Origin of the sequence: Paractinoplanes aksuensis (genome assembly GCF_024137025.1) — a bacterium.
Classification (GTDB): Bacteria; Actinomycetota; Actinomycetes; order Mycobacteriales; family Micromonosporaceae; genus Actinoplanes; species Actinoplanes aksuensis.
Genome location: NZ_JAMYJR010000003.1, coordinates 569,802 through 592,924, shown reverse-complemented (window position 1 = coordinate 592,924; position 23,123 = coordinate 569,802). Strand labels below are relative to the sequence as shown.

The 23,123-nt window shown below is 71.1% G+C and carries 23 protein-coding genes; 13 read left to right on the top strand and 10 right to left on the bottom strand.

The annotated features are described in order from the left end of the window. Positions 1–189: 189 nt before the first annotated feature. Positions 190–1,242, top strand: coding sequence for a hypothetical protein (locus M1L60_RS07165; protein WP_253236484.1), 1,053 nt, complete (start codon positions 190–192; stop codon positions 1,240–1,242). Here the strand turns inward: M1L60_RS07165 and M1L60_RS07160 are convergent. Next, a complete protein-coding gene (locus M1L60_RS07160) occupies positions 1,186–2,514 on the bottom strand; it encodes an NAD(P)/FAD-dependent oxidoreductase (protein ID WP_253236483.1) in 1,329 nt (442 codons plus the stop codon). The two genes, M1L60_RS07165 and M1L60_RS07160, sit on opposite strands and share 57 nt — an antisense overlap. Before the next feature lie 206 nt (positions 2,515–2,720). On the opposite strand from M1L60_RS07160, the gene M1L60_RS07155 reads away from it, so the two are divergent. From M1L60_RS07155 to M1L60_RS07145, 3 genes are read left to right on the top strand one after another with little or no spacing between them, the layout of a single operon-like run. Continuing rightward, entirely contained in the window at positions 2,721–3,503 is a 783-nt protein-coding gene (locus tag M1L60_RS07155; protein WP_253236482.1) for an SAM-dependent methyltransferase, read from the top strand. Positions 3,504–3,537: 34 nt separating this feature from the next. Then, positions 3,538–4,413: a Sco1979 family transcriptional regulator gene (locus tag M1L60_RS07150; RefSeq protein WP_253236481.1), complete on the top strand. Its 876-nt coding sequence runs from the start codon at positions 3,538–3,540 to the stop codon at positions 4,411–4,413. Positions 4,414–4,467: 54 nt separating this feature from the next. Continuing rightward, positions 4,468–5,259, top strand: a complete 792-nt coding sequence (locus M1L60_RS07145; RefSeq protein ID WP_253236480.1) for an SAM-dependent methyltransferase — start codon at positions 4,468–4,470, stop codon at positions 5,257–5,259. Positions 5,260–5,349: 90 nt separating this feature from the next. Here the strand turns inward: M1L60_RS07145 and M1L60_RS07140 are convergent, their stop codons facing one another. Continuing rightward, positions 5,350–5,979, bottom strand: coding sequence for a CPBP family intramembrane glutamic endopeptidase (locus M1L60_RS07140; RefSeq protein WP_253236479.1), 630 nt, complete (start codon positions 5,977–5,979; stop codon positions 5,350–5,352). 118 nt (positions 5,980–6,097) lie between these two features. On the opposite strand from M1L60_RS07140, the gene M1L60_RS47540 reads away from it, so the two are divergent. Next, entirely contained in the window at positions 6,098–6,841 is a 744-nt protein-coding gene (locus M1L60_RS47540; protein ID WP_274622867.1) for a hypothetical protein, read from the top strand. Between the two features lie 52 nt (positions 6,842–6,893). Then, positions 6,894–7,436, top strand: coding sequence for a histidine phosphatase family protein (locus tag M1L60_RS07130; RefSeq protein ID WP_253236478.1), 543 nt, complete (start codon positions 6,894–6,896; stop codon positions 7,434–7,436). Between the two features lie 293 nt (positions 7,437–7,729). Here M1L60_RS07130 and M1L60_RS07125 read toward each other — a convergent pair whose 3' ends face one another. Continuing rightward, positions 7,730–8,479, bottom strand: a complete 750-nt coding sequence (locus M1L60_RS07125) for an SAM-dependent methyltransferase (RefSeq protein ID WP_253236477.1) — start codon at positions 8,477–8,479, stop codon at positions 7,730–7,732. A 62-nt stretch (positions 8,480–8,541) separates the two neighbouring features. Here M1L60_RS07125 and M1L60_RS07120 point away from each other — a divergent pair, with 62 nt between their 5' ends. The 3 genes from M1L60_RS07120 (at position 8,542) to M1L60_RS07110 (ending at position 11,568) form a co-directional block, all read left to right on the top strand. Next, entirely contained in the window at positions 8,542–9,177 is a 636-nt protein-coding gene (locus M1L60_RS07120; protein ID WP_253236476.1) for a TetR/AcrR family transcriptional regulator, read from the top strand. Further along, positions 9,174–9,611: an acyl-CoA thioesterase gene (locus tag M1L60_RS07115; RefSeq protein WP_253236475.1), complete on the top strand. Its 438-nt coding sequence runs from the start codon at positions 9,174–9,176 to the stop codon at positions 9,609–9,611. Before M1L60_RS07120 ends, M1L60_RS07115 begins: the two co-directional genes overlap by 4 nt. 271 nt (positions 9,612–9,882) lie before the next feature. Beyond that, positions 9,883–11,568, top strand: coding sequence for a glycoside hydrolase family 43 protein (locus tag M1L60_RS07110; RefSeq protein ID WP_253236474.1), 1,686 nt, complete (start codon positions 9,883–9,885; stop codon positions 11,566–11,568). On the opposite strand, the gene M1L60_RS07105 is transcribed toward M1L60_RS07110, so the two are convergent. The 4 genes from M1L60_RS07105 to M1L60_RS07090 form a co-directional block, all read right to left on the bottom strand. Next, positions 11,549–12,187, bottom strand: coding sequence for an RNase H family protein (locus M1L60_RS07105; protein WP_253236473.1), 639 nt, complete (start codon positions 12,185–12,187; stop codon positions 11,549–11,551). The genes M1L60_RS07110 and M1L60_RS07105 overlap by 20 nt on opposite strands. A 140-nt stretch (positions 12,188–12,327) precedes the next feature. Next, positions 12,328–12,711: a hypothetical protein gene (locus M1L60_RS07100; RefSeq protein WP_253236472.1), complete on the bottom strand. Its 384-nt coding sequence runs from the start codon at positions 12,709–12,711 to the stop codon at positions 12,328–12,330. Between the two features lie 17 nt (positions 12,712–12,728). Then, positions 12,729–13,730, bottom strand: a complete 1,002-nt coding sequence (locus tag M1L60_RS07095; RefSeq protein ID WP_253236471.1) for a hypothetical protein — start codon at positions 13,728–13,730, stop codon at positions 12,729–12,731. A gap of 2 nt (positions 13,731–13,732) precedes the next feature. Then, positions 13,733–14,239 carry a sigma factor-like helix-turn-helix DNA-binding protein gene (locus M1L60_RS07090; protein WP_253236470.1) on the bottom strand — a complete coding sequence of 169 codons (507 nt, stop codon included), beginning with the start codon at positions 14,237–14,239 and terminating at the stop codon, positions 13,733–13,735. Between the two features lie 170 nt (positions 14,240–14,409). Between M1L60_RS07090 and M1L60_RS07085 the strand changes: the two genes are divergently transcribed. The 4 genes from M1L60_RS07085 to M1L60_RS07070 all read left to right on the top strand — a co-directional run bounded on the left by M1L60_RS07085 (position 14,410) and on the right by M1L60_RS07070 (position 20,124). Next, positions 14,410–15,744, top strand: coding sequence for a cellulase family glycosylhydrolase (locus tag M1L60_RS07085; RefSeq protein WP_253236469.1), 1,335 nt, complete (start codon positions 14,410–14,412; stop codon positions 15,742–15,744). 55 nt (positions 15,745–15,799) lie between these two features. Next, positions 15,800–16,729 carry a helix-turn-helix domain-containing protein gene (locus M1L60_RS07080; RefSeq protein WP_253236512.1) on the top strand — a complete coding sequence of 310 codons (930 nt, stop codon included), beginning with the start codon at positions 15,800–15,802 and terminating at the stop codon, positions 16,727–16,729. 94 nt (positions 16,730–16,823) lie between these two features. Continuing rightward, positions 16,824–19,493, top strand: a complete 2,670-nt coding sequence (locus M1L60_RS07075; RefSeq protein ID WP_253236468.1) for an AAA family ATPase — start codon at positions 16,824–16,826, stop codon at positions 19,491–19,493. Between the two features lie 10 nt (positions 19,494–19,503). After that, positions 19,504–20,124: a ribonuclease FAU-1 family protein gene (locus M1L60_RS07070; RefSeq protein WP_253236467.1), complete on the top strand. Its 621-nt coding sequence runs from the start codon at positions 19,504–19,506 to the stop codon at positions 20,122–20,124. Here M1L60_RS07070 and M1L60_RS07065 read toward each other — a convergent pair. From M1L60_RS07065 to M1L60_RS07055, 3 genes are all read right to left on the bottom strand, one after another. Further along, a complete protein-coding gene (locus M1L60_RS07065) occupies positions 20,088–20,849 on the bottom strand; it encodes an SDR family oxidoreductase (protein ID WP_253236466.1) in 762 nt (253 codons plus the stop codon). The genes M1L60_RS07070 and M1L60_RS07065 overlap by 37 nt on opposite strands. 319 nt (positions 20,850–21,168) lie before the next feature. After that, positions 21,169–22,014: a helix-turn-helix transcriptional regulator gene (locus tag M1L60_RS47725; RefSeq protein ID WP_253236465.1), complete on the bottom strand. Its 846-nt coding sequence runs from the start codon at positions 22,012–22,014 to the stop codon at positions 21,169–21,171. A 234-nt stretch (positions 22,015–22,248) separates the two neighbouring features. Then, the gene (locus tag M1L60_RS07055; RefSeq protein WP_253236511.1) at positions 22,249–23,103 is read right to left on the bottom strand and encodes a family 43 glycosylhydrolase; all 855 of its coding nucleotides are present in this window, start codon (positions 23,101–23,103) and stop codon (positions 22,249–22,251) included. Between the last annotated feature and the right edge of the window lie 20 nt (positions 23,104–23,123).

The window sequence follows — 23,123 nt, the reverse complement described above, 5'->3', positions numbered from 1 at the left end:
CGCACCGGATGATCTACCCGAACCGCGCGCCGTGGACGGCAACGGCGCAGCCGAGGATCAACCCCACGCACGCGAGACGGACACTTTCTGGGCCGCTAAGGCTTTGTCGGTGGATAGGGCGAAGTTTCGCGGCTCGCGCCCGGTGGGGTATTTGTCGGATTAGTGTTCGAGCCCATGGACCGTAGGACGTTGCTGGTGGCCGGTGGGGCGATCGCGGTGGCCGGGCTGACCGGGGCGCCCGCTCGCGCCGCGGCCCGTCGCCCGATATTCGAGTGGGCGCGGCCCGGGGGCTTCTTCTTTCCCGGCGAAGGTGTTCTGATCCCGCCGCCGCTGGCGATCTACGACGACCGCACCGCGTATGCCGACGCGTCGGCCAGCCTGCCCTTGCGCCCACGGCAGGCCGAGTCCTTGCGTGCGCACGCCGCCGAGGTACTCGGCGACCCGCGCAACTATGCGCGCGATCCCGATCAGCCGGTGCGTGACCGCCCGGTCGACGTCGTGAGCGTCCGGCTCGAGGACGGCACGTTCCTGAGCGCCGAACTCGAGGGCTGGGGCGACGCCTTCCCCGAGCCGATACGAGCGCTCGACCGGCATGTCCAGCAACTCCGCCGTACCGTGCTGGCCGGCGGCGAACCTTGGCGCCCCAACGCGATCCGGCTCGCCGTCGTCCACCTCGACCACGAGCCGGCACCCGCCGCGCCGTGGCCCGCAGGGCTTCCTTTCCCCATCCCGACCCGCCCCGACACCGCGCCGTCCCGGCCGCCGCAGGCCCGCCCGAGCGCACCCGACACCGGACGATCCCGGCCACAGCAGGGCCACCCGAGCGCATCGGACACCGCACCATCCCGGCCTCCGCAGGCCGGCCCGAGCACACGCGACACCGCACCATCCCGGCTGCTGCAAGGCGGCCTGGGCACATCCCACACCGCACCGCCCCGACTGCCAAAGGGCCATACGAGCGCGCCCGACACCCCCCGACTACCGACGGGCCACCCGAGCGCACCCGACACCGCGCCGAACCGGCCGCCGCATCCCCGGTTGAGCGCACCCGGCGCCTCGGTCCTCGGGCGGCCCAGGCCTGGGGCGGGCGAGCTCTACGCCGAGGCCGACTTGCGCGGGCGCGCTGCTCAACTGGCTCGGCGCGTACTGCCGGACGGGGTTGGTGTTTGGCCGGCCTATCGGGTTTCAGCGGGAGTGTTCGTGCGGCCGAGCTGGCGTCACCTGCTCCCCCACGAGTTGTAGGGCTCGGCGGGCGTGGATCTGCTGGGTCGTCGTGATGCGTTCGGCGCGGCCGCGGCCGAGGAAGCTGACCAGCCAGTGCAGCAAAGTCGTCACCTTGTTCTTGAAGCCGACCAGGTAGAACAGGTGCACGCCGAGCCAGCCCAGCCAGCCCAGCAGTCCGCTCAGGTGCAGCGGTCCCATGTCGGCGACGGCCGAGAAGCGTGAGATCGTCGCCATGTTGCCCTTGTCGAAGTACTTGAACGGCTTGCCCGCGGGCTTGCCGGCCAGCCGCCGGGCGATGGTCCGGGCCGCGTAGGTGCCGCCCTGCATCGCCACCTGGGCCACGCCGGGCAAGCCGGTGGCGGCCAGGTCGCCGACCACGAAGATCTCGGGGTGGCCGGGCACGGTCAGGTCGGGCTCGACCCGGATGCGACCCGCGCGGTCGGTGGGCGCTCCGGTGGCGGCGGCGATCCGGCCGGCCAGGGCGGGCGCGGCCACGCCGGCGGCCCAGAACTTCGTCCGGGCCTCGATGCGTTCCTCGCCCTCGGCGGTCTCCATCTTCACCCCGTACGCATCGACGTCGGTGACCCGCGTGCCGAGCCGGACTTCGACGCCCAGCCGGCGCAGTTGCTTCTCGGCCGCGGCCGACAGCTTCGGGTCGAAGGCGGGCAGCACCCGGTCGACGGCGTCGACGAGGACGATCCGGGTCGTGCCGAGGTCGGCCCGCCGGTACTGGCCCTCGAGCGTGCGGTGGGCCAGCTCGGCGATCTGCCCGGCCAGCTCGACCCCGGTCGGGCCCGCTCCGACCAGCACGAACGTCAGCCACTGGCGGCGCCGTTCGGTGTCGTCCTCGAGCTCGGCCATCTCGAACGCGTGGAAGATCCGGCTGCGCATCTCGAGCGCGTCGTCGATGTTCTTGAGCGCGGGGGCGTGCTCGGCGAACTCCTCGTGCCCGAAATACGAGTTGCTGGCACCGGCCGCGACGATCAACGAGTCGTACGGGACGAGTCTTTCCCGCCCGTCGGGCGAGTCGACCACGACGTGGCGGGCCTCGACGTCGACGTCGGTGACCCAGCCGAGGCGGATGTCACGCCCCGGCAGGATCTCGCGGATCGGGGGCGCCACCTCACCCTCGCTCAGGATGCCGGTCGCCACCTGATACAGCAGCGGCTCAAAGAGGTGATAGGTGGTGCCGTTGACGATCGTGACCTGGGCCGGGACCTTGCTCAGCGCCTTGGCCGCGAACAGACCGCCGAAGCCGGCGCCGACAATTACTACGCGGTGGTTGTTCATACTCCCGGGACGAGCGGCCGCCACCCGCTGTGACGGGGTGCAAGCCGGATCACAACTCTGGGCCGGGAACCGGCGGAGAGTAGGGACGAAGCCACGCCCGGTACGGTACTGTCCGTGCCCGGCGCTCGCGTGGGAACGGTGGGTTATGCTGTCGCGCGCCGATCACGTCAGATCCACACTGGACACTGGGGTCCACCGAGGTGAGGATGATCAGCGTGGCTGAAGACGTGTCCAGGCTGGACACCAACGTTCCGGAGACCGCCCGGATCTGGAACTACCTGCTCGGTGGCACCGACAACTTCGCGGCCGACCGGGCCGTGGGCGATCAGATCATGGCCACCCTGCCCCAGCTGGCCGACAACGCCCGGCTCTCCCGGGCCTACCTCACCCGGGCCGTCCGCTTCCTCGTGGTCGAGGCCGGCGTACGCCAATTCCTCGACATCGGCACCGGGCTGCCCACTGCCGACAACACCCACCAGGTGGCCCAGGCCGCCGCGCCCGACGCCCGCGTCGTCTACGTCGACAACGACCCGCTCGTGCTGGCCCACGCCCGCGAGCTGCTGACCAGCACGCCCGAGGGCGCGACCGACTACGTCCACGAGGACCTGCGCGATCCCGAGGCGATCCTGCGCGCGGCTGGACGCACCCTCGACCTCGCCCGGCCCGTCGCGCTGACCTTGATGGGCGTACTCGGGCATATCGAGAGCGACGACACCGCCCGCTCCATCCTGGTCCGGCTGCTGCGCGACCTGCCCGCCGGCAGCTACCTGGCGATGTACGACGGCGCCGACACCGACCCGGCCACGCTCGAGGCGACCCGCATCTGGAACGTCTCGGCCAACCCGAAATACCATCTGCGCAGTCCGGAGCGGATCGCTCATCTGTTCGAAGGGCTCGAACTCATCCATCCGGGGGTGGTCCCGGTCACCCGTTGGCGATCTGATGGGCCGGAGATCTCCCAGTACTGCGCTGTCGGCCGCAAGCCGTAGCGGACTCGGACACCATTTTGATAAGCAGGTCATCATGATCGGGCGTGGGGACAGCGGCGGCTCGACCGTCCGCCGGTTGCAGCTGGGCGCGCGCCTGCGCGAGCTGCGCCTCGCCGCCAACGTGAGCCGCGAGGCGGCCGGCTACCGCATCCGCGCGTCCGAATCCAAGATCAGCCGGATGGAGCTGGGCCGCGTCGGTTTCAAGGCCCGCGACGTGACCGACCTGCTGGTCCTCTACGGCGTCGACGACCCCGAGGAACACGACCGCCTGCTCGAACTGACCAAGGCGGCCAACTCGCCGAGCTGGTGGCACTCGTACGGTGATGTGCTCGAAAGCTGGTTCCACAGTTATCTTGACCTCGAGCAGGCCGCCGAGCTCATTCGTACGTACGAAATTCAGTTCGTTCCGGGCCTTTTGCAGACCGAGGCGTACGCGAGCGCGGTGATCCGCCTCGGGCACAACAACCCGGGCAAGAACGAGGTCGAGCGGCTGGCCAAACTGCGGATGGCCCGCAAACAGATGCTGGCCCGGCCCGACTCCCCGACGTTCTGGGCCGTGCTCGACGAGGCAGTGCTGCGGCGGTTGATCGGCGGGCGCGACGTCCTCCGCGACCAGATCCTCGCGCTGATCGAGGCCTGCGACAATCCCAACGTACGCCTGCAGGTGATTCCCTTCGACTCCGGCGGTCACGCGGCGGCGGGCGGCGCGTTCAGCATCCTGCGGTTCCCGCACGAGGAACTCGACGACGTGGTCTACATCGAGCACCTTACGAGCGCCCTCTACCTGGACAAACGCGAGGACGTGGACGACTACGCGGCCGCCTTCGGCCGGCTCATCATCGAGGCCGCCCCGCCCGCCCGCACCCCCGACATCCTCAAGGCCGTGCTGGTCGACCTGGAGCACCGCTAAATATCCACAATGGGTGGTTGTGCAGACCCGGGTGCAGCGGATAGAAACTTCCCCATGACGGACCAAGAGGCCCCCGCCGAGTTGCAGCCGGACGTGCCGCACGCGGCGCGCATGTGGAACTACTGGATGGGCGGCAAGGACAACTTCGCCGCCGACCGTGCCGCCGGCGACGGTGTGGCCCAGGTGTATCCCGAGATCGTGGCGATGGCGCGCCAGTCGCGCAAGTTCCTGATCCGGGTGGTCCGCCATCTGGCCGCCGAGGCCGGCATCACCCAGTTCCTCGACATCGGCACCGGCCTGCCCACCATGCAGAACACGCACGAGGTGGCCCAGGGCATCAACCCCGAGTCCAAGATCGTGTACGTCGACAACGACCCGATGGTGCTGGCCTACGCCCGGGCGCTGCTGGTCGGCACGACCAGCGAGGGCGTGACGACGTACGTGCACGCCGACTATCACGAGCCCGAGAAGATCCTCGAGGGCGCCGAGGCCGCGCTCGACTTCACCCAGCCGATCGCGGTCATGTTCATGGGCGTCATGGGCTACGAGCCCGACATGAAGGTCATCCGCTCGATCGTCGACACGGTGATGGCGAAGGTTCCGTCGGGCAGCTACCTGGTCTTCTGGGACGGCACCGACACGTCCGAGGCGGTCGTCGAGGGCGCGGCCAAGCTGGCCGAGATGGGCGGGGTGCCGTACATCCTGCGCAGCCCCGAGGAGCTGGCCACGGTGTTCGAGGGGCTGGAGCTGGTCGAGCCCGGGCTGACCCAGATCAGCTCGTGGCGCCCCGACGGCGACGGCATCGAGACCATCGAGGCGTACGGCGCGGTCGGCCGCAAGCCGTAAGCCGGTCTTCCCGGGCAGGCCGCGTGTGTGCGGCCTGCCCGTTTGCATGTGCCCGCCGCGCCGCCTGCCGCCCTCGCCGCCGCGCCGCCCTCACCGCCGCGCGCTGCCTTTACCCCGCGCCGCCTTTACGGCCAGGACTCCGAAGGCGTTGGCGGACCAGTGGATGGCGAACGGGATCAGCAGGCTGCCGCCGGCCTGGGTCAGGATGGAGAGCAGGGCGCCGGCCAGGGCGGTGAAGACGACTGTGCCGACGACTACGGGCAGGCGCTCCCGGTGGGGCGGGATGTGCCACAGGCCGAACAGCGCGGCGGTCACGACCGTGGCCCAGGGCGGGCCGGTGTTCTGGGCCAGCGCGGCCCACAGGACGGCGCGGAAGGCGACCTCTTCGAACGTCACCGTGGCCAGTGGGATGTCCAGCAGGGCGGCCCGCCAGGGGTGGGGTGCGGGCGTCGCCTGGGCGAGTTGGCGCCGGATGCGAGGGATCAGCAGCGCCACGACGTAGATGACGGCCAGTGCGAAGACGCCCGTCATTGCGTACGAAAAAGAAGTTGAAGTGGGTCGGCCGAGACCAAGATCGGCCCAGGGCAGGCCGGCGGCCCCCGCGATCAGCAGCAGCGCGGCCGCCGCGAGCGGACCGGTGAACGGTTGGGCGGCGCTCTGACCTCGGTAGTTCCAGACGCGCACGCAGATCATCACGAGTAACACGACGGCCGTCAGCATGATCGCAAGATCTCCCCCATTACTGCCATGAACGTCGGCGGGCGGGGTGCGGGGTGGGCTTGTCCCCAATGATTCAGTTCGACCGCTTGACCCGCACCCCCGACTGAGGAGTCCCATCGTGCGCACCCCCTCTCGTATCCCCGCCGCCGCTGCTGTGCTGGCCGGCCTGCTGCTGACGTCGGCCTGCGCCAACGGCGAGGACAAAGCGGGAGCAGGCGCCGCTCCGACCTCGGGCACTCCCTCGGCCGAGCCGACCACGGCGGCCTCGTCGCCTGCCGCCTCGCCGTCCGCCTCCGCGACGACTTCACCCAAGCCCGCGCCGACGTCGACCCGCCCGACCTCGTCCGGCGGTGGCGGTGGGGGCGGTGGCGTGTTCAGCGGCACTCGCCAGGTCTACCTGCTGCCGAAGAACAGCGAGGCCACGCTGGGCGTCGTCCAGGGCGGCAAGATCGGCCTCTCGGAGAAGTTCGGCGACGGCGAACTGTTCGTGCTGACGGCCACCCGCAAGGGCGGCGACGTGTACTGGATCCAGACGGCCAAGCTCCGCAGCGGCGGCGAGGCGTACTGCCTGTCGGCCAAGCTCGGCTCGGGCGGGCGGCCGGCCGCGGTGAAGACCACGGCCTGCGACGCCTCGGCCGCGGACCAGCTGTTCCGCTTCCGCAAGACCGGCGAGTCGAACGGCAAGCCCACCTACACGATCCGCACCGGCAAGGACACCTACATCATCCAGGACCCGACCGGCGAGATCGCCGGCACGGGCACCGGCGTGGCCGCCGTCCAGATCGGCGAGGGCACCCCCGACATCGACACCCCCTTCGTCATCGCCGACAAGGGCAAGGCCTCCATGCCCGCCCTGGACTGACGCAGTCCTGCCGGCGGGCGGCATTCCATCCGTGAGGGAAGGTTCGCGGCTGATGACTGTCGAGATCGTCTTCGAGACGCATGCGCTGACCGAGGACAACGAGAACGGATTCGCCACCGGATGGCTACCCGGTCGCCTCAGTGAGCGCGGCCGGGCCAACGCCGCCAACATGGGCCGCCGGCGCCGGCACGACGGCATCGCCGCAGTGTTCAGTTCCGACCTGCGCCGATCCGTCGAAACCGCGCAGATCGCCTTCGGCAACAGCCAAATCCCGATCCTGTACGACTGGCGCCTGCGCGAGTGCGACTTCGGCGCCCACAACGGAAGCCCGTCCGTCGACGTCGGCCGCGACCGCCTGACCTATTGCGACGTGCCGTACCCCGGCGGCGGCGAAAGCCACAGCCAGGCCATAGCCCGCGTCGCCCGCGCCCTTCCCGACCTGTACACCCGCTGGTCGGGCCGCCGCATCATGCTCATCGGCCACCTGGCTACCTATCGAGCCCTCGAACAGGCAGCCCACGGCGGCACCGTCCACGAGCTGGTCGCCGCTACCTTCGAGTGGCGCCCCCACGGCTGGGAATACCGCCTGCCCTGACCCAGGCCGATCGAGCCCGGCTCCTCTCGTCGCGGCTCCCGCGGCGGTGCACCAGCCACATCACGCCCGGCCCGCTCGACGCCGGCCCGCCTCCACGCTGCCCGCCTGCGCGTCACCCAACCGCACACAGCAGTAACGGTGGCCCGCTCGACGTCGACCCGGCACCACAGCGCCCGCCCACGCGTCACCCAACCGCACACAGCGGTGGCGGTTGCCCGCTCTACGTCGACCCGGCAGTACGGCGCCCGCCCACGCGTCACCCGGGGCCGCACGCAGCGGTGGCGGTGGGCGGTTTACAGCGGTTGGCGGCGTAGGACCAGGGTGGCGAAGCCCAGGGCGCCGCGGTAGCCGCGTAGCCATTGGGTGCGGTGGTCGTTGGCCAGGCGGGTGGCGTCGGGGGCGTCGGGGTGGCCGGGGTTCTCGATGGCCCATTCGAGCAGGGAACCGGTCCAGGACCACTCGTAGTCGTCCCACTCGGCGGCGTCGCTGACGTGGGCGTAGACCGGGTGCCAGCCGGATTCGGCCGCTGTGTCGATCAGGGTGGGGAGGTCGGTGAAGTCGGTGGGCTTGGCGTCCAGGGCATTGAGGGCCTGCGGGGTCGGGGGTGTCTCCCAGAACCCGTCGCCGACGATCAGGACGCCGTGGGGGTTCACGTGGCGGCCGGCCAGTTCGAGAGTTTCGGTGAAGCCGCCGAAGGCGTGGGTGGCGCCTACGCACAGCACCAGGTCGTAGTCGCCGTCAGGCACGTAGGTGCGCGCGTCGCGCTCGTGCAGGGTGATGCGGTCGGAGAGTTCGCGCATGGCTGCTGCCGCTTCGGCGCGTTCCAGGGCGTGCGCGCTCAGGTCGACGCCGTCGGCGTGCCCGTCGGGATAGTGGGCCAGCGCTTGCAGGGCCCACGCCGCTTGTCCACAGCCCAGATCGAGGATGCGTGCGGCCGGTCCACGGCCGGCGCGGCGCAGCAACTTGTTCACATTGACGCCCGCGACGGGGGCGGCGATGGGGTGATGGGTGTGGGCTAGGGCGCTGGCACGTTGTCGATCCACGTGGCCCAGTCAACACGAAAACTATATTTACGAACGGTCGGTCATTTTGTATGGTCGCTCGTATGGGACCGGATGGCAGGCTGTTGCGGGGCGAGCGCACCCGTGTCGCTGTGCTCGATCAGGCGCTGCAACTGGCCACGACGGCCGGCCTCGACGGGTTGTCGCTCAGTCAGGTGGCCGATTCGCTGGGGGTCAGCAAGTCGGGCCTGTTCGCGCACTGGCGCTCCAAGGAAGACTTGCAACTGGCCGTCATCGCGCACGCCCGCGCCCAGTGGACCGAGCTGGTCATCAGCCCGGCCCTCGAAGAGCCCCGCGGTCTGCGGCGGTTGTGGGCTGTGCACAACCTGCGGCTCAACTTCTACGAGGCCGAGATCCTGCCCGGCGGCTGCTTCTTCGCCAACGCGCACTTCGAGTTCAACGCCCGCACGGGCGCGGTGCGCGACCGCCTGACCGTGGAACTCAAGGACTGGATGGGCTTCCTGACCAGCCTGGCCGCCGACGCCGTCGCGCTGGGCGAGCTCGAGGCCGGCACCGATCCGGCCGACATCGCGTACCAGACGGAATCGGTCGGGGTCTGCGCCGTCGTGCAGGCGCCGGTGCTGGGGGCGGCGGCCACGTACCGCCACGCCCGGCGAGCTTTGTTCGACCACCTGCGGGCCGTTACCACCGACCCGACGATTCTTCCGGAGCCGACATGACAACCGCTGTCCACACGTACGGTGCCGTCGTTCCCCAGGCTGTGCACTTCGACGACCTCGACGCGATGGGCATCCTGCACAACAGCCGCTACGCCGTCCTGGTCGAAAGGGCCACCGTCGTCTGGTGGGCCGAACACGGCGTCTCGTTCACCGGCGGCCGCCCGACCACCCCCGACGCGTTCAACGTGGTGCGCGAATACCAGATCACGTTCCACACCCCGATCCGCGGCACCGGCGAGATCGACATCCGCTTCTGGCTCAACCACCTGGGCACCACCAGCGCCGAATACGGCTTCCAGGTCACCTCGGCCGACGCCCGGACCGTCCACGCCGAGGGCCGCCGCATCAACGTCCGCCTCGACCCCACCACGATGCGCCCCGCCCCCTGGACCCCCGAGGGCCGCGCCATCGCCGCCACCCTCCAACGCCCCTGAACCAGTCGAGCGCGAACCCGGCCGGTCCGGCACCGGCCACGACCGCCGCCACCCAGCCGGCCGCCACCGACTACCAGCCCGACCGGCACGGAGTGGTCAAACTGCATTTCCACACATTCGGCGGACTACGGGCCACCGCCGAGTGGATCAATGACGTCCGCGCCGGGCCGCCGGCGGCGAACACCTGAGCCGAGGCCGAAAGGCGACGGTCCCGCGGTCACAACTTGCGGTACAGTCCGGAAGTTGCGAGATCGAGCGGTAGGGGACATCGATGACGAGCGCCGAGACGAGCACGCTGGGCGAGACCGAGGCCACCACCGTGAGCCGGGGCATCCGGAATCCGGTGCTGGCCGGCTTTCACCCGGACCCGTCGATCGTGCGGGTCGGCGCCGACTACTACATCGCGACCTCGACGTTCGAGTGGTATCCCGGCGTTCGCCTCCATCACTCGACCAACCTCGTCGACTGGACGCCGCTCGGGGGCGCGCTCAACGACAAGCGTTTGCTCGACCTGACCGGCACCGGCGACTCGAACGGCGTGTGGGCGCCCAATCTCTCGTATGCCCACGGCGAGTTCCACCTGCTCTATTCCGACGTCGCGACGTTCGCCGGCGGGTACTGGGATCCGCAGAACTTCCTGGTCACCGGGCCCACACCGACGGGGCCGTGGTCCGAGCCGGTCGTGCTGCACGGGCGCGGGTTCGACGCGTCGCTCTTCCACGACGACGACGGCACCACCTGGATGTTGTCGATGGTGGCCGACTGGCGTCCGGGCCGGAACCGCTTCGCCGGCATCTCTGTCCAGCAATACGACCGTACGACAAAGCAGTTGACCGGCCCGGAGCATTTGATCTTCACCGGCACCGCGGCCGCCGTCACCGAAGCGCCCAACCTGTACCGCAAGGACGGCTGGTACTACCTGGTCACGGCCGAGGGCGGCACCAGCTGGGAGCACCAGGTGACCGTGGCCCGGTCGAGTCACGTCCTCGGCCCCTACCTGGCCGACCCGGCCGGCCCGCTGCTCACGTCGGCCGGGCACCCGGATCTGACCCTGCAGAAGGCCGGCCACGGCAGCCTGGTCGAGACGCCCGGCGGCCAGTGTTACCTGGCCCACCTGGTCGGCCGCCCCTGCACGCCGCTGGGCCGCTGCGTGCTCGGCCGCGAGTCGGCGATCCAGGAGGTCACCTGGACCGATGACGGCTGGCCCCGCATCGCCGACGGCCGGCCCGCCGACACTGTGCCCGCCCCGCTCGGCGTCGAGGTGCCGGCCGACGCGCCGGTCTCGTCCGAGCAGGTCGAGGACGACGACTTCACCGCAGCAACGCTGGGTGTGAACTGGTCGACGCTGCGCCGCCCGGCCACGCCCGACTGGGTCTCGCTGACCGAGCGCCCGTCGCACCTGCGCATCCACGGCGGCCGCTCGCCGATGGGCCGCCACCAGCCCAGCCTGGTCGCTCGCCGCGTCGTCGCCACCGACTGCGAGTTCGCGGCGACCATGGAGTTCGCGCCCCGCAACTTCCGTCAGCTGGCCGGTATCACCGCTTACTACAACTCCCGCAACTGGTACTTCCTGCACATCACCGCCGACGACGACGGCCTCCCGGTCCTCGACCTGCTCGCCTGCGACAGCGGCCGGGTCAGCGTCGTCCCCGGCGTCCGCACGCCCGCCCCGGCCGGCCCGGTCCGCCTCCGCCTACGCTTCGCCGGTCCCAAGCTCTCTTTTTCGTACGAGTTCCCGGGCGAAACTGGGAAGGCCGTCCGGCTGCCCGCAGGCCCGGACCTCGACGCGACCACCCTCTCCGACGAGTACGCGGCCCAGGTCGTCAACGGCGAGCCCGCCGCCTGGGGCTTCACCGGCGCCTTCGTCGGCCTGTGGGCGCAAGACCTCGGCCGCGAAGGCTCCTACGCCGATTTCGACCGGGCGACCTACACGACCGTCAGCCCCGCCACTGCCTGAGGAAGCCGTCGGCCACCGACTCGGCCCGCCGGCTCACGTCCTCCTGGGTGAGGTTGTCCCGGGCCCAGCGCATGCCCAGCTGAGCCAGGGTGTCGGCCCCCTCGTTGAGGACGTCCCCCGAATGCCCGCGAACCGTCTCGACGGTCAACCGCGACGGATTGGCGACCACCAGATTGCGCAACTTCTCGAGCGTCGACACCGATCGGTTGCTGCCGATGTAGCCCGCCGGCATCCGGTGGCGACCGGCCTTCCACTCGTCGAGAATCGCCGCCGCGTTCCGGCTGTCGGTGACGACCGTGACCGCACGTCCGGCCAGCTCACCCCGGACCGCGTGCCACACCGCGCGCAGCTCGGTCACTGTGGTGACCTCCGACCCCGCGTTCGCCGCGAACTGCGGATACCGCCCGCAGCCATAGCTCCCACCGGTGGAGAGAAACCCCCACCCGGTGAGCCAGCCCCGCCGGCTCACGATCTGCCGCCGCGACACCGACCCGTCGGTGTAGACGGTCAACGGCCCACCACCGGCCGCCCGCCCCACGTGCCCCGTGACCGAAGCCGAACGATGGTGGCGCGGCAACCGGCGGGCGTCGGAGCCGGACCGGGCGAGTTCCTGGTTCACGCGTCCCTCCTCCGTCGCCGCAGCTAGAGGTTCCCTCCGTACGGGTCGCCAGGAACATCCCACCTTCGGGTCGAGCCCCCGTCCGGGGCGGCACGATTCGCGACCGGCCGTCGAGCGTCAATCAGGATCGGTATCCGGCTTCAGCGGCGGGGCACCGAGGCGCGATGTCCCAGCGGCAAGAACGACGACGACGGGCGTCGTCCGGTACCGGCGCGCCGTCGATGATCTCGGTCATCCGGCGTACGGTCGGGTCGCCCTCGTCGGCGACGTAGTCGTGCTCCCGCGTGCCGTCCGGGCCGTCGCGGAAGCCGAGGCCGCGCAGCACCGGTGTCGCCGCCGCGAGGCTTCGTGCCGGAGTAGAGCGCGGCGAACCCGACCGGCATGAGCACGCCGAGCGTGAGCGTGTACATCGGCAGCACGGCCAGGTTGCGCCGCAGAACGCCCCGGTTGCGCGCGGCCAGCACGCCGGTGAGCGTGTGCGGGTACAGGAACAGCGCCACCGCCGACCCGAGGGCCAGCGTCACCAGAAACGGCAGCCGTCTCAGCTGGGCAACGTGAACTGCCGGAGTTCGTGCAGGCCGCCGGTCGGGACGGGTACCACCCGCAGGTCGCGTTCGGTCAGCCAGGCCAGCTCGGCGGGACCGGTCACCGAGCGGCGGGCCAGCACCGTGCCGTCCTCGGTGCTCAGCACGGCGACGTGGTGCGACCGGTCGGCCTTCTGGTAGCTGACCCCGACCCGGCCGGTGTTCGGCGAGAGCCGCAGGCTGGTGACTTTGTCGCAGCCCAGGGCGGTCAGCGGCAGATCGCGCAGGCCTTGCGGCGGCGCGAGGGAGACCAGCTCCGGGCGGCACGAGCGCCTCGCGTCGGCCAGCACCAGGCGCTCGGGCGTCAGGTCGGCCGCGTCGAGGTCGCCGGCCGGGTCGTCGCCGGGCAGGCTGAGCATGTCCGATGAGATGACCAGCCGTTCGAGGCCACCGGCCAGGTCGTGGGCGTAAAGACCGTACGGCCGCCACAGGTACGCCGTAGTGGCGTCGGCCCCGGCCAGCGTCACCGGTCCGCCGGCCCCGGGGACCGCACGCTGCTGCCGGTCGCCGCCGGAGGGCTGGACAGTGAGCAGTTCGTCGGGGCCGAGCGCGACGAGCCCGCCGTCGGGGAGCTCGAACACGTCACCCACGACCGGGTGCGTGACCAGCCGGCCGTCGGGCAACAGCTCGCCGACCGGCGTGGCGGGGCCGAGCCGGACCGGCGACGACGCCCCGGCCACGTACTCCCCGTCGGCGTGGGACAGCAGCAGCCGCTGCCCGGATTCGGCCGGAGCGTCCGGCTGGTGGATCGGAGTGGCGTCCGTACGGTTGTGCAGCACGAGACCGCCGCCGACCAGGCCGGCCAGCACAGTGAACGCGCCGGCCGTGGCGGCCACGGCCCGGCGACGGGCGCGGCGGCGAGCCCGGCGGTAGACGTCGGGCAGCTCACCGGCGTACCCCTGGGTGGTCTCGGCCGCGGTGCGGACGGCCAGGTCGATGTCGCGGGGGATCTGGTCCATGCTCACTCCTCGGAGCTCAGCTGGGTGCGGAGGACGGTCAGACCGCGGGACAGGCGGCTCTTGACCGTGCCCTCGCTCAGCCCGAGGGCCTCGGCCGTCTCGGCGGTGGACAGGTCGAGCAGGATGCGGCACGTGATGACGGCCCGTTGCGGCAGCGGCAGCTCGGCCAGCACGAGCAGCGCGCCGGTCGGCGTGGCGTCGGACACCGGATGGTCGGCCTCGACGGCCGGCGGATGCTCGCGCCGCTTCTTGCGCCACCAGGACGTGGCCCAGTTCAGGCCGACCCGGAACACCCAGCCCGCCGGGTTGTCGAGCGTGCCCACCACGGCCCACTTCGCGTAGGCCCGGGCCATCGCCTCGTCGACCGCCTCGTGGGCGAGGTCGTCCTGCCGCAGCGTGACCGCGAGCGCGCGATAGACCCGGTCGACGTGCGCACGATAGAACGCCTCGAACCCGTCGGCCGCCGCCTCGGGCGGAGCGGGACGGGAGGCTGTCGTCGGAACCACCATGTCCGATACACGCGGGCGCACCTCGTGAGGTTCCCAGGCGTACGCAAAAAAGCTACGGTGTGGGCACCGCGAGCGAGCGCAGCCACCACCCCCGGCCCGTCGCCCGCCGCGGTGAACGGCGTGAGTGGGCACGTCGACGTGAAGTCACGCTCCCACTCCAGAGGTAGGTCATGAAGAGGAAACTCACCGTCCTCGCCACCGCTCTGCTCGCCGCCGCCGCGTCCGTGCTGTTCTTCACCGGTCCGGCTTATGCCGCCGCCGGGCTGCACGTCGAGGGCCGCAACATCGTCGAGGCGAACGGCCAGACGTTCGTCATGCGCGGCGTCAACCATCCGCACGCCTGGTACGCCAACCGCACCGGCTCGTTCGCCGACATCAAGGCGGCCGGGGCCAACACGGTGCGGGTCGTGCTGAGCGGCGGTCGCTGGACGACCAACACCGCCACCGACGTCGCCGACGTGATCGCGTTGTGCAAGCAGAACAAGCTCATCTGCGTACTCGAGAATCACGACACGACCGGGTACGGCGAGGACACCGCCGCCTACTCGCTCGACCAGGCCGCGAACTACTGGATCGGCCTGAAGAGCGTGCTGGTCGGCCAGGAGGACTACGTCGTCATCAACATCGGCAACGAGCCGATCGGCAACACCGACGCCGGGCAGTGGACGGCCGCCACCACCGCCGCCATCCAGAAGATGCGCAGCAACGGCTTCGAGCACCTGCTCATGATCGACGCGCCGAACTGGGGTCAGGACTGGACCTACGTCATGCGGGACAACGCGCAGACGATCCTGAATGCCGACACCCGGAAGAACACCGTGCTCTCCATTCACATGTACGCGGTGTTCAACCAGGCCAGCGCCATCACCAGCTACCTCGACACGTTCGAGCGCAACGGCTGGCCGCTGGTCATCGGCGAGTTCGGCTGGCAGTTCAACTCGGGCGAGGTGGACGACGCGACGATCCTGTCCGAGGCGGTCAAGCGCAACCTCGGCTATCTGGCCTGGTCGTGGTCGGGCAACACCGACCCGATCCTCGACATGACGACCAACTTCGACGCCACCCAGCTGACCACCTGGGGTCAGCGGATCGTCAACGGGGCCAACGGCCTCAAGGCCACCGCCAAGCAGGCGACGATCTATGGCACCCAGCCGCCGACGACACCCCCGACCACCACGCCGCCACCGACCACTCCCCCGCCGGCCGGCGCCTGCACGGCGACTTACGCCATCACCGGCCAATGGGGCGGCGGCTTCCAGGCCGACGTCAAGGTGACCGCGGGCAGCAGCGCCGTCAAGGGCTGGACCGTGACCTGGACCTACGCCAACGGCCAGAGCGTGAGCCAGGCCTGGAACGCCGCCGTGACCAGCAGCGGGTCGACCGTGACAGCCCGCAACGTCAGCTACAACGGCGCCCTGGCCGCCGGGGCCAGCACGCAGTTCGGCTTCCTCGGCTCGTGGACGGGTAGCAACTCCGCCCCCGCCGTGACCTGCGCCGCAGCCTAGATCCGGAGCATGGCGACCACGGGCTGCGCGGCCTAAACTCCAGCCCGTGGTCGTCATGTTCGACACCGAGGAACTACCGGCCCACGCGCGGCTCGAGGCGTTGCGCGCGGTGCTGGTCGACCAGACCGTGCCCTCGACCGTCGAGTTCGAGCCCGTGCCGCCCACGTCGATGCGGGCCCGCGTCGAGTCCTGGCAACTCGGCGACGCCCAGGTCGTCAAGGCCCGCACCAGCCACGGCATGGACCTGGTGCGCACCCCGCGCCAGGTCCGGCGGGCCTGCGTGCCGATGGTCTCGATCGCCGTCGCGGTAACCCCGGCCTACCAGGAACAGTTCGGCCTCCGGCACACCGTGTCACGGGGCGCCCTGGCCTGCATCGACCTGTCCGCCCCGTACTCCTTCCGCCAGCCCGTCAACCACATCGGGTACGCGCTGCAGATCCCGCTCGACCGGCTCGACCTGCCGTCCGCGGTGATCCAGCGGGCCGCGCCCCACCTGACCCGCAGCCCGCTCTACGACCTGATGAGCGCCCACCTGACCGCCGTCACCCGCGACCCCGGCCAGTACGGCGAGGCCGAAGTCGCGGCCGGGGTCGGGCGCTCCAGCATCGAGCTGGTGCGGGCGCTGCTGCTCTCAGCGGCCGGCGAGCACCAGCCGCGGGCCGATGGCTCGGCCCTGTTGGCCCAGGTCCGGGCGTACGTCGCTCAGCATCTGCCCGATCCCGGGCTCGGGCCCGACGCGATCGCGGCCGCGCTCAACGTGTCGGTCCGCCACCTCTACGACGTGTGCTCGCGGGCCGGCTTCAGCGTCGAGCAGTGGATCATCGACCGGCGGCTGGAGGCGGCCCGTCGCGATCTGACCGACCCCGCGTACGCCGGTCGGCCGATCTCGGCCATCGCCCGCCGCCGCGGTTTCCGAAGCCCGGCCCACTTCACCCGGCGTTTCAAGGCCGCGTACGGCGTGACCCCGTCCGAGTGGCGGTCTTGACCCACACTGCGGGGATCTTGCCCGAGACTGCTGATCCTGCCCGGGAAGGGACCTCGGACCGGTCCGGCCCGGCATCGTTGCGTAGGTGCAAGCAATGACGACGAGCAGCCTCATCATCGGCCGGGACGACGAGCTCCGCATCCTGGACGGCCTGCTGGCCGGCGCCGCCGCCGGGCCGGGCTCCGCGTTGCTGATCCACGGGGCGGCCGGTCTCGGCAAGTCGGCCCTGCTGCGCGCGGCCGGCGCCACCGCCGCCGACCAGGGCTTCACCGTCCTGAACACGGCCGGCGTCGAGACCGAGCGCTGGTTCCCGTTCGCGGCCCTGCACCTGCTGCTGCAGCCGCTGGGCCGCGAGGCGACCAACCTGCCCGTCGAGGCCGAGGCCGACGTCTACCGGATCGGGCTGGCCGTGCTCGAGCTGCTGGCCGACGCGGCCGACCGGCAGCCGGTGCTCGTGCTGGCGGACGACCTGCAGTGGATCGACAAGTCGAGCCGGGACGTGCTGCGGTTCGTGGCCCGCCGCACGGTCAACCACCGCCTGCTCATGGTCGGGGCGTCCCGCTTGACCGACGCCGAATGGGACGGCCCCGGGCTCTTTCTGGGCCCGCTCGGCCCCACTGCGGCCGAACAGCTACTCGACACCGGCGCTCCGGAACTGCCGGCCGCTACCCGCGCTCTGATCCTGGACCGCGCCGCCGGCAACCCCCTGGCGCTGGTCGAGCTGCCCAAGGCGGTCGGCGACGGACCGGCCGAACCCGACGGCCTGCCGCTGACCCGCCGGCTGGAGAGCGCGTTCGCGGCCCGCACCGGCTCGGCCGACCCCGCGGGCCGGGCGCTGCTGCTGGCCCTGGCGGCCGAGCCCACCACTCCCCTGGACCGGCTGCTGACGGCGGCGGGCCACATCACCCGGACGACGGTGAACGCCGACGCGATCCAGCCCGGTCTCGACGCCGGCCTGGTCACCCTGGCCGGCACCCGCCTCGAGTTCCGCCACCCGCTGATGCGGTCGGCGATCTACAAGAGCGCGACAGTGCCCGAACGACTGGCCGTCCACCGGGCCCTGGCCGTCGTGCTGGCCGACTCGCCGGAACGCCGCCTGGCCCACGAGGCCGCCGCGACCATCGGCCCCGACGACGGGCTGGCCGACCAGCTCGAGGCGTTCGCCGACGCGTCGCTGGCCCGGGGCAAGATGGCGGCCGCCCTGCCCGCCCTGCGGCGGGCCGGCGAACTGGCGGCCGACGCCCGCCGCCGCACCGGCCTGCTGATCCGCGCGGCCGAGGTGGCCAGCCTGCTCAGCGATCGTGGGCTCAGCCGGGCCCTGCTTGACCGGGCCGACCTGAACACGCTCGGGCCGGTCGAACGGGCCCGCCTGCTGATCGTGTCCGACAACGCCGGGCTCGAGTCCGACGACAAGCACCGGCGGATCCGCGACATGGTCAGCGCGTCCGGCGCGGCCATGGAGGCGGGCGCGCCCGACGTGGCCGAGAACCTGCTGTGGCGGGCCGGGACGCGCTGCTTCTTCCTCGACGGCGACGCGCTGACCCGGGCCGCGGTCACGGCTCAGCTAGCCAAGTGGGACCCGGATCCGCGTACGCCGCACCTGGTGACGGTCCGGGCCTACGCCGAGCCGTACCGCTTCGGCCTGGACGTGCTGCCCCGCTTCGACGCCGCCGAACCCGACCCCGCGGACGGGCGCGGCCTGCACTTCCTGGGCTCGGGGGCGATGGTGCTGGGCGAGTTCACCCGGGCCTCGCGCTACCTGGCCCAGGCCGCCACCATCTGGCGCGCCCAGGGCCAGCTCGGTCTGCTCTCAAGGACGCTGGCCGGCTCGTGGCCCCGGTTCTACCTGGGCCAGCTGGGCCGGGCCCGGGCCGACGCCGACGAGGGCCTGCAGCTGGCCGACGAGACCGGCGAGACGGTGGCCTCGCACGGCCTGCGGGCCACGGTCGGGCTGATCGCGGTGGCCCGGGGCGACTTCGAGGCCGCGACCGCGATCATCCGGGAGCTGCGCTCGAGCCGCCTGTTCGCCGCCATGCCGTTCGCGACGGTGATCGCGCAGCAGACCGACGGGCTGCTCGCGCTGTTCGAGGGGCGTCCCGACGAGGCGTACCGCCTGTTCGCCCAGGCCTTCGAGCCGACCGACGTGCACCACCACTCGGTGAGCTACTGGATGCTGGCGCCCGACCTGGCCGACGCCGCCGTCGCCGCCGGCAAGACCGACGAGGCCCGGCAGCTGCTGGCCGACCTGCCCGGACTGGCCGCCCAGCTGCCGTCCGAGATGATGCGGATGGCCGACCTCTACACCCGGGCCGTGCTCGCACCGGACGACGAGGCCGAGCAGCGGTACGCCGAAGCCCTGGACCAGCTGCCGGCCGGCCTGCTGCTGGTGCGGGCCCGCCTGCAGCTGCACCACGGCCGCTGGCTGCGCCGCCACCGCCGGTACCTGGACGCCCGCAACCCGCTGCGGGCCGCCCGCGACGAGTTCGACCGGATCGGCGCCCTGCCCTGGGCCGAGATGGCCCGCAGTCAGCTGCGCGCCACGGGCGAGACGGCGGCCAACCGCGACCCGCACCTGAGCGAGTCGCTGTCGGCCCGCGAGATGCAGATCGCCGAGCTGGCCGCGCGAGGCCTGAGCAACCGCGAGATCGGCCAGCGCCTGTTCATCTCGCACCGCACGGTCAGCTCGTACCTCTACCGCATCTATCCCCGGCTCGGCATCAGCGGCCGCGGCCAGCTGGCGGGCGCATTGGCGGCGGCCTCCTAGGGTCGGGCTCATGCCTTTCGCCCCGAACCAGGTCGTCGTGCGCCGATACGTCCGGGCCGGGCGGACCACATTCGCCAAGCCGATGCGGGTGGTCCGCGACGACCCCGACGGGTTGCTGCTGTGGATGCCGGTCGGCACCGAGGTCGCGCAGCTCGTCGACACCGACGGGAAGACGCTGCACGAGCGCCCGCTGCACGAGATGGAAGACCCGCTTCTCGTACGCCGGAACTGGCGCCGCTGGGACATTCTCGTGCTCATGCCGCCCGGGGCCGCGTACTCGATCTGGTGGTTCTTCGCCCCGGCCGACGGCGCCTTCGGCGGCTGGTACGCGAACCTGGAGACCCCGTTCACCCGGCGCCCGGACGGGGTCGAGACGACGGATCAGGTGCTCGACATCGTGGTGGGCCCCGACCGCACCTGGGAGTGGAAGGACGAGGACGAGTTCGCCGCCGCCGTCGGCGCCCCCGGCTACTTCGACGCCGAGGCCGCCGCCACGATCCGGGCGGAGGGTGAACGGCTGATCGACCTCGCGAAGGCCGGCGCCTTCCCGTTCGACGGCACGCACACCGATTTCCGCCCGGACCCGGCGACCGCTCAGTTGATCGGCGAGATCATGCCGCCGTTGACGTAGACGGTCTGGGCGGTGACCCAGCGGGTCTCCGGGGCGACCAGGAAGCGCATCACCGGCACGATGTCGGCCGGGTCGCCCAGATCGCCGCTGATGGTCATGCTCTTGAGCCAGGCGATGGTCTCGTCGGTCTCGACGTCGAAGAAGAAGTTGGTCTTCTGCGGGCCCGGGGCGATGCAGTTGACGGTCACGCCGCGCGGGCCGACCTCCTTGGCGAAGGCTTTGGTGAAGTGCTCCACGGGGGCCTTGCTGCCGGCGTAGGCCGAGTAGGTGGCCGCGGTGACGGCGACCTGCGTGGTGACCAGGTTGACGATGCGGCCGTCGTCGGCCATGCGACGGGCCGCCTCGGCCATCAGGAAGAACGGGATCTTCGCGTTGATGGCGAACGACGCGTCGTACTCCTGCTCGCTGGTCTCGGCGAGGGGCTTGCGCACGATGAGCCCGGCCGTGTTGACCAGGATGTCCCAGTGCCCGAACCGCTCGACCGTGGCATCGACGAGCGCGCCGATCTGCCCCGGCGCGGTCAGGTCACCCTGGTGAGCGAGGGCCTCGACGCCCCGGCTCTTCAGATCACCGACGACGGCCTCGGCCTCCTGCGCCCGCCGCGGACTGTTGTAGTGAACAACGACGTTCGCCCCATCATCAGCCAGCGCCTCGGCGAACAGCTTCCCGATGTTCGCCGTCCCACCCGTGACAACAGCAGTCTTACCAGCAAGTTTTCCAGTCATGCGCCGTGTGATGCCCGCCAGTCGCCCCGCGAACGGACCCGATCTTGCGCTAGCCGAGCCCGAAGTTGCGGTGAAGGCCCGGGGCAAGGCCGTGCTTCGAAGCGGCTCGGACTTCGAGAACCGCACGCGGACGCAAACTTGCGGAATCAGCGGGACCGGTGCCATGCCCGCGGCGGCAAGCGGCTCTGACAGCCGCGAGCGGACGTGGTCTGGCGCTACCGGAGACCAAACCGGCGGTAGTAGCCGAAGCCGGCGTCGTGTTCGCGACGGGAGATCGCGGCAAGCGGCTCTGACAGCCGCGAGCGGACGTGGTCTGGCGTTATCGGAGACCGAGCTTGCGGTAGTCGGCGGGGGTGGTGCCATGTTCGCGGCGGAAGGTGGCGGCGAAGCGGCTCGGGCTCTGGTAGCCGCAGGCGGACGCGACCTGGCGGATGCTCAGGCCGGTGGTGCGCAGCAGGTCGGCCGCGCGGCGCATGCGCAGCGTGGTCAAGTAGCGGTGCGGGGTCAGGCCGGTGGCGGCGCGGAAGGCGCGGACGAAATGGAACTTGCTCATCGCGGCCACGGCGGCCAACGCGTCCAGGTCGACGTCGTCGCTCAGGTGGGCGTGCATGTGCTCGATGACGCGGCCGGTGTCGAGCGAGGCGACCGCCGGCGGCCGGGTGACCGGCACCGAGCGGTGCACGAGGTGGGCGACCAGCCCCTGGGCCACCGCATCGGCGTAGAGCGCGGGCGCGCCCTCCCGCAGCGCCTGGGCCAGGGTGGCGGCGGCCGCGGCCACGTAGTCGTCCGTGTCGGTCAGCGCGTCCGGCAGGTCGGCCGGTGTACGCCCGTACGCGCTCAGTGTCTCCCCCACCAAGCCGGCCCCCAGACGCAGGTGCAGGGACTCCATCGGCTGGGGCCCGGCGGCCCGCCAGCGCAGCCGGACGCCGCGGCCCGGTGCGGTGATGCCGACCGAGCCCGGACGGTAGGCTGCGCCACGCCAGGAACCGCCGCCCCGGCTCTCGATACGGTAGGACCCGCTGGTCACCAGGACGACGGTGAGATCAGGTGTCGGCGCACGGCGGAACTCTTCGGCGACGGGCGGGTCGCGCCAGGTGCTGGCGTGCACCTGACGCCACCCGAGGGTGTCGCTCGACCGCAGCAGCCGCGACGGAAGCTCACTCACACGCCAAGAATGCCCGAGCCACGTTCATGTTGACTGGATCAATATTGACATCAACATGTACAGCGTCCAGTCAGTCAACATGACGGCGTCGATAGCCCACTCGGAAGGTCGCGCACTCGACATTGAGTCGCTGTCGACACCGGGTCGATGCGCAGCACGTCGTATGTGGCAGCTAACGCCGGTGTGGGCGGACGAAGGGCGCCGGCGCGGCCGCGCCAAGCAGGACCCGGCGCCTCATCGAGCGATCGCCGTTCCGTGCCGGCACCCCGAGCATCCGGCCGAGGTCAGGCCCGTCCAGGTGTTGAGGTCGGTGCTGGTCGCGGTGTAGATGCCGCCGCCCGTGCTGTAGCGGTCGACGTAGATTCGCCAGCTGCCGTTGTCGAGCCGCACCAGCGATGGTCCCTCGTAGCCGCTCGACCACAGGCGGCCGCGGTTGACCCAGCCTTCGTAGAGGTTGGCCGTGGTCGTCCAGTGCTCGATGTACTTGCCGGTCTCGTCCTTGGTGAACGCGTGCCACGTGCTGCCCGACTTCACGACGAACGTGTCGATGTGGTTGGTGCCGAGGCCCCACATCTGGGCCGGCCCGCTCCACGAGGTCAGCGCGGAGTTCTGCGCCGTGTAGACGTACGGCCGGAAGCAGTTTGAACACGTGGTGGCGGCGACGCTGGTGATGATGCGGACGGTGTTGCCCTCGACATAGAACTCGGGGGCCCAGGTGAAGCGGGTGTTGGCGATGCCCGACGGCACGCTGGCGATATTGGTCCAGGTGGTCAGGTTGGTGCTGCTCGCGATGTTGAAGTACGTCGAGTTGGTCGTCCAGGACTGCACGGTGTACGCGATGTAGTAGCGCCCGTTGTGCTTCAGGATGCTCGGGTCGCGCAGCACCCCGGTCGGCCCGTGGAAGTTGGTGTCGGACAGCACGCTGTAGCTCGTGCCGCCGTTGGTCGACTGGTAGAGCCACAGCTCCTCGTCGGCTTGGGCGTCCCCCTTGAAGGTGGCGTAGACCAGCGTGGTGGCGGCGTTCGCGGCCGCGGGGACAGCTATGGCAGCGACCGCGCCGAGCAAGACGGCCAACCACCGGGACAGCATCTTCACGCGCTCCTCCAAGG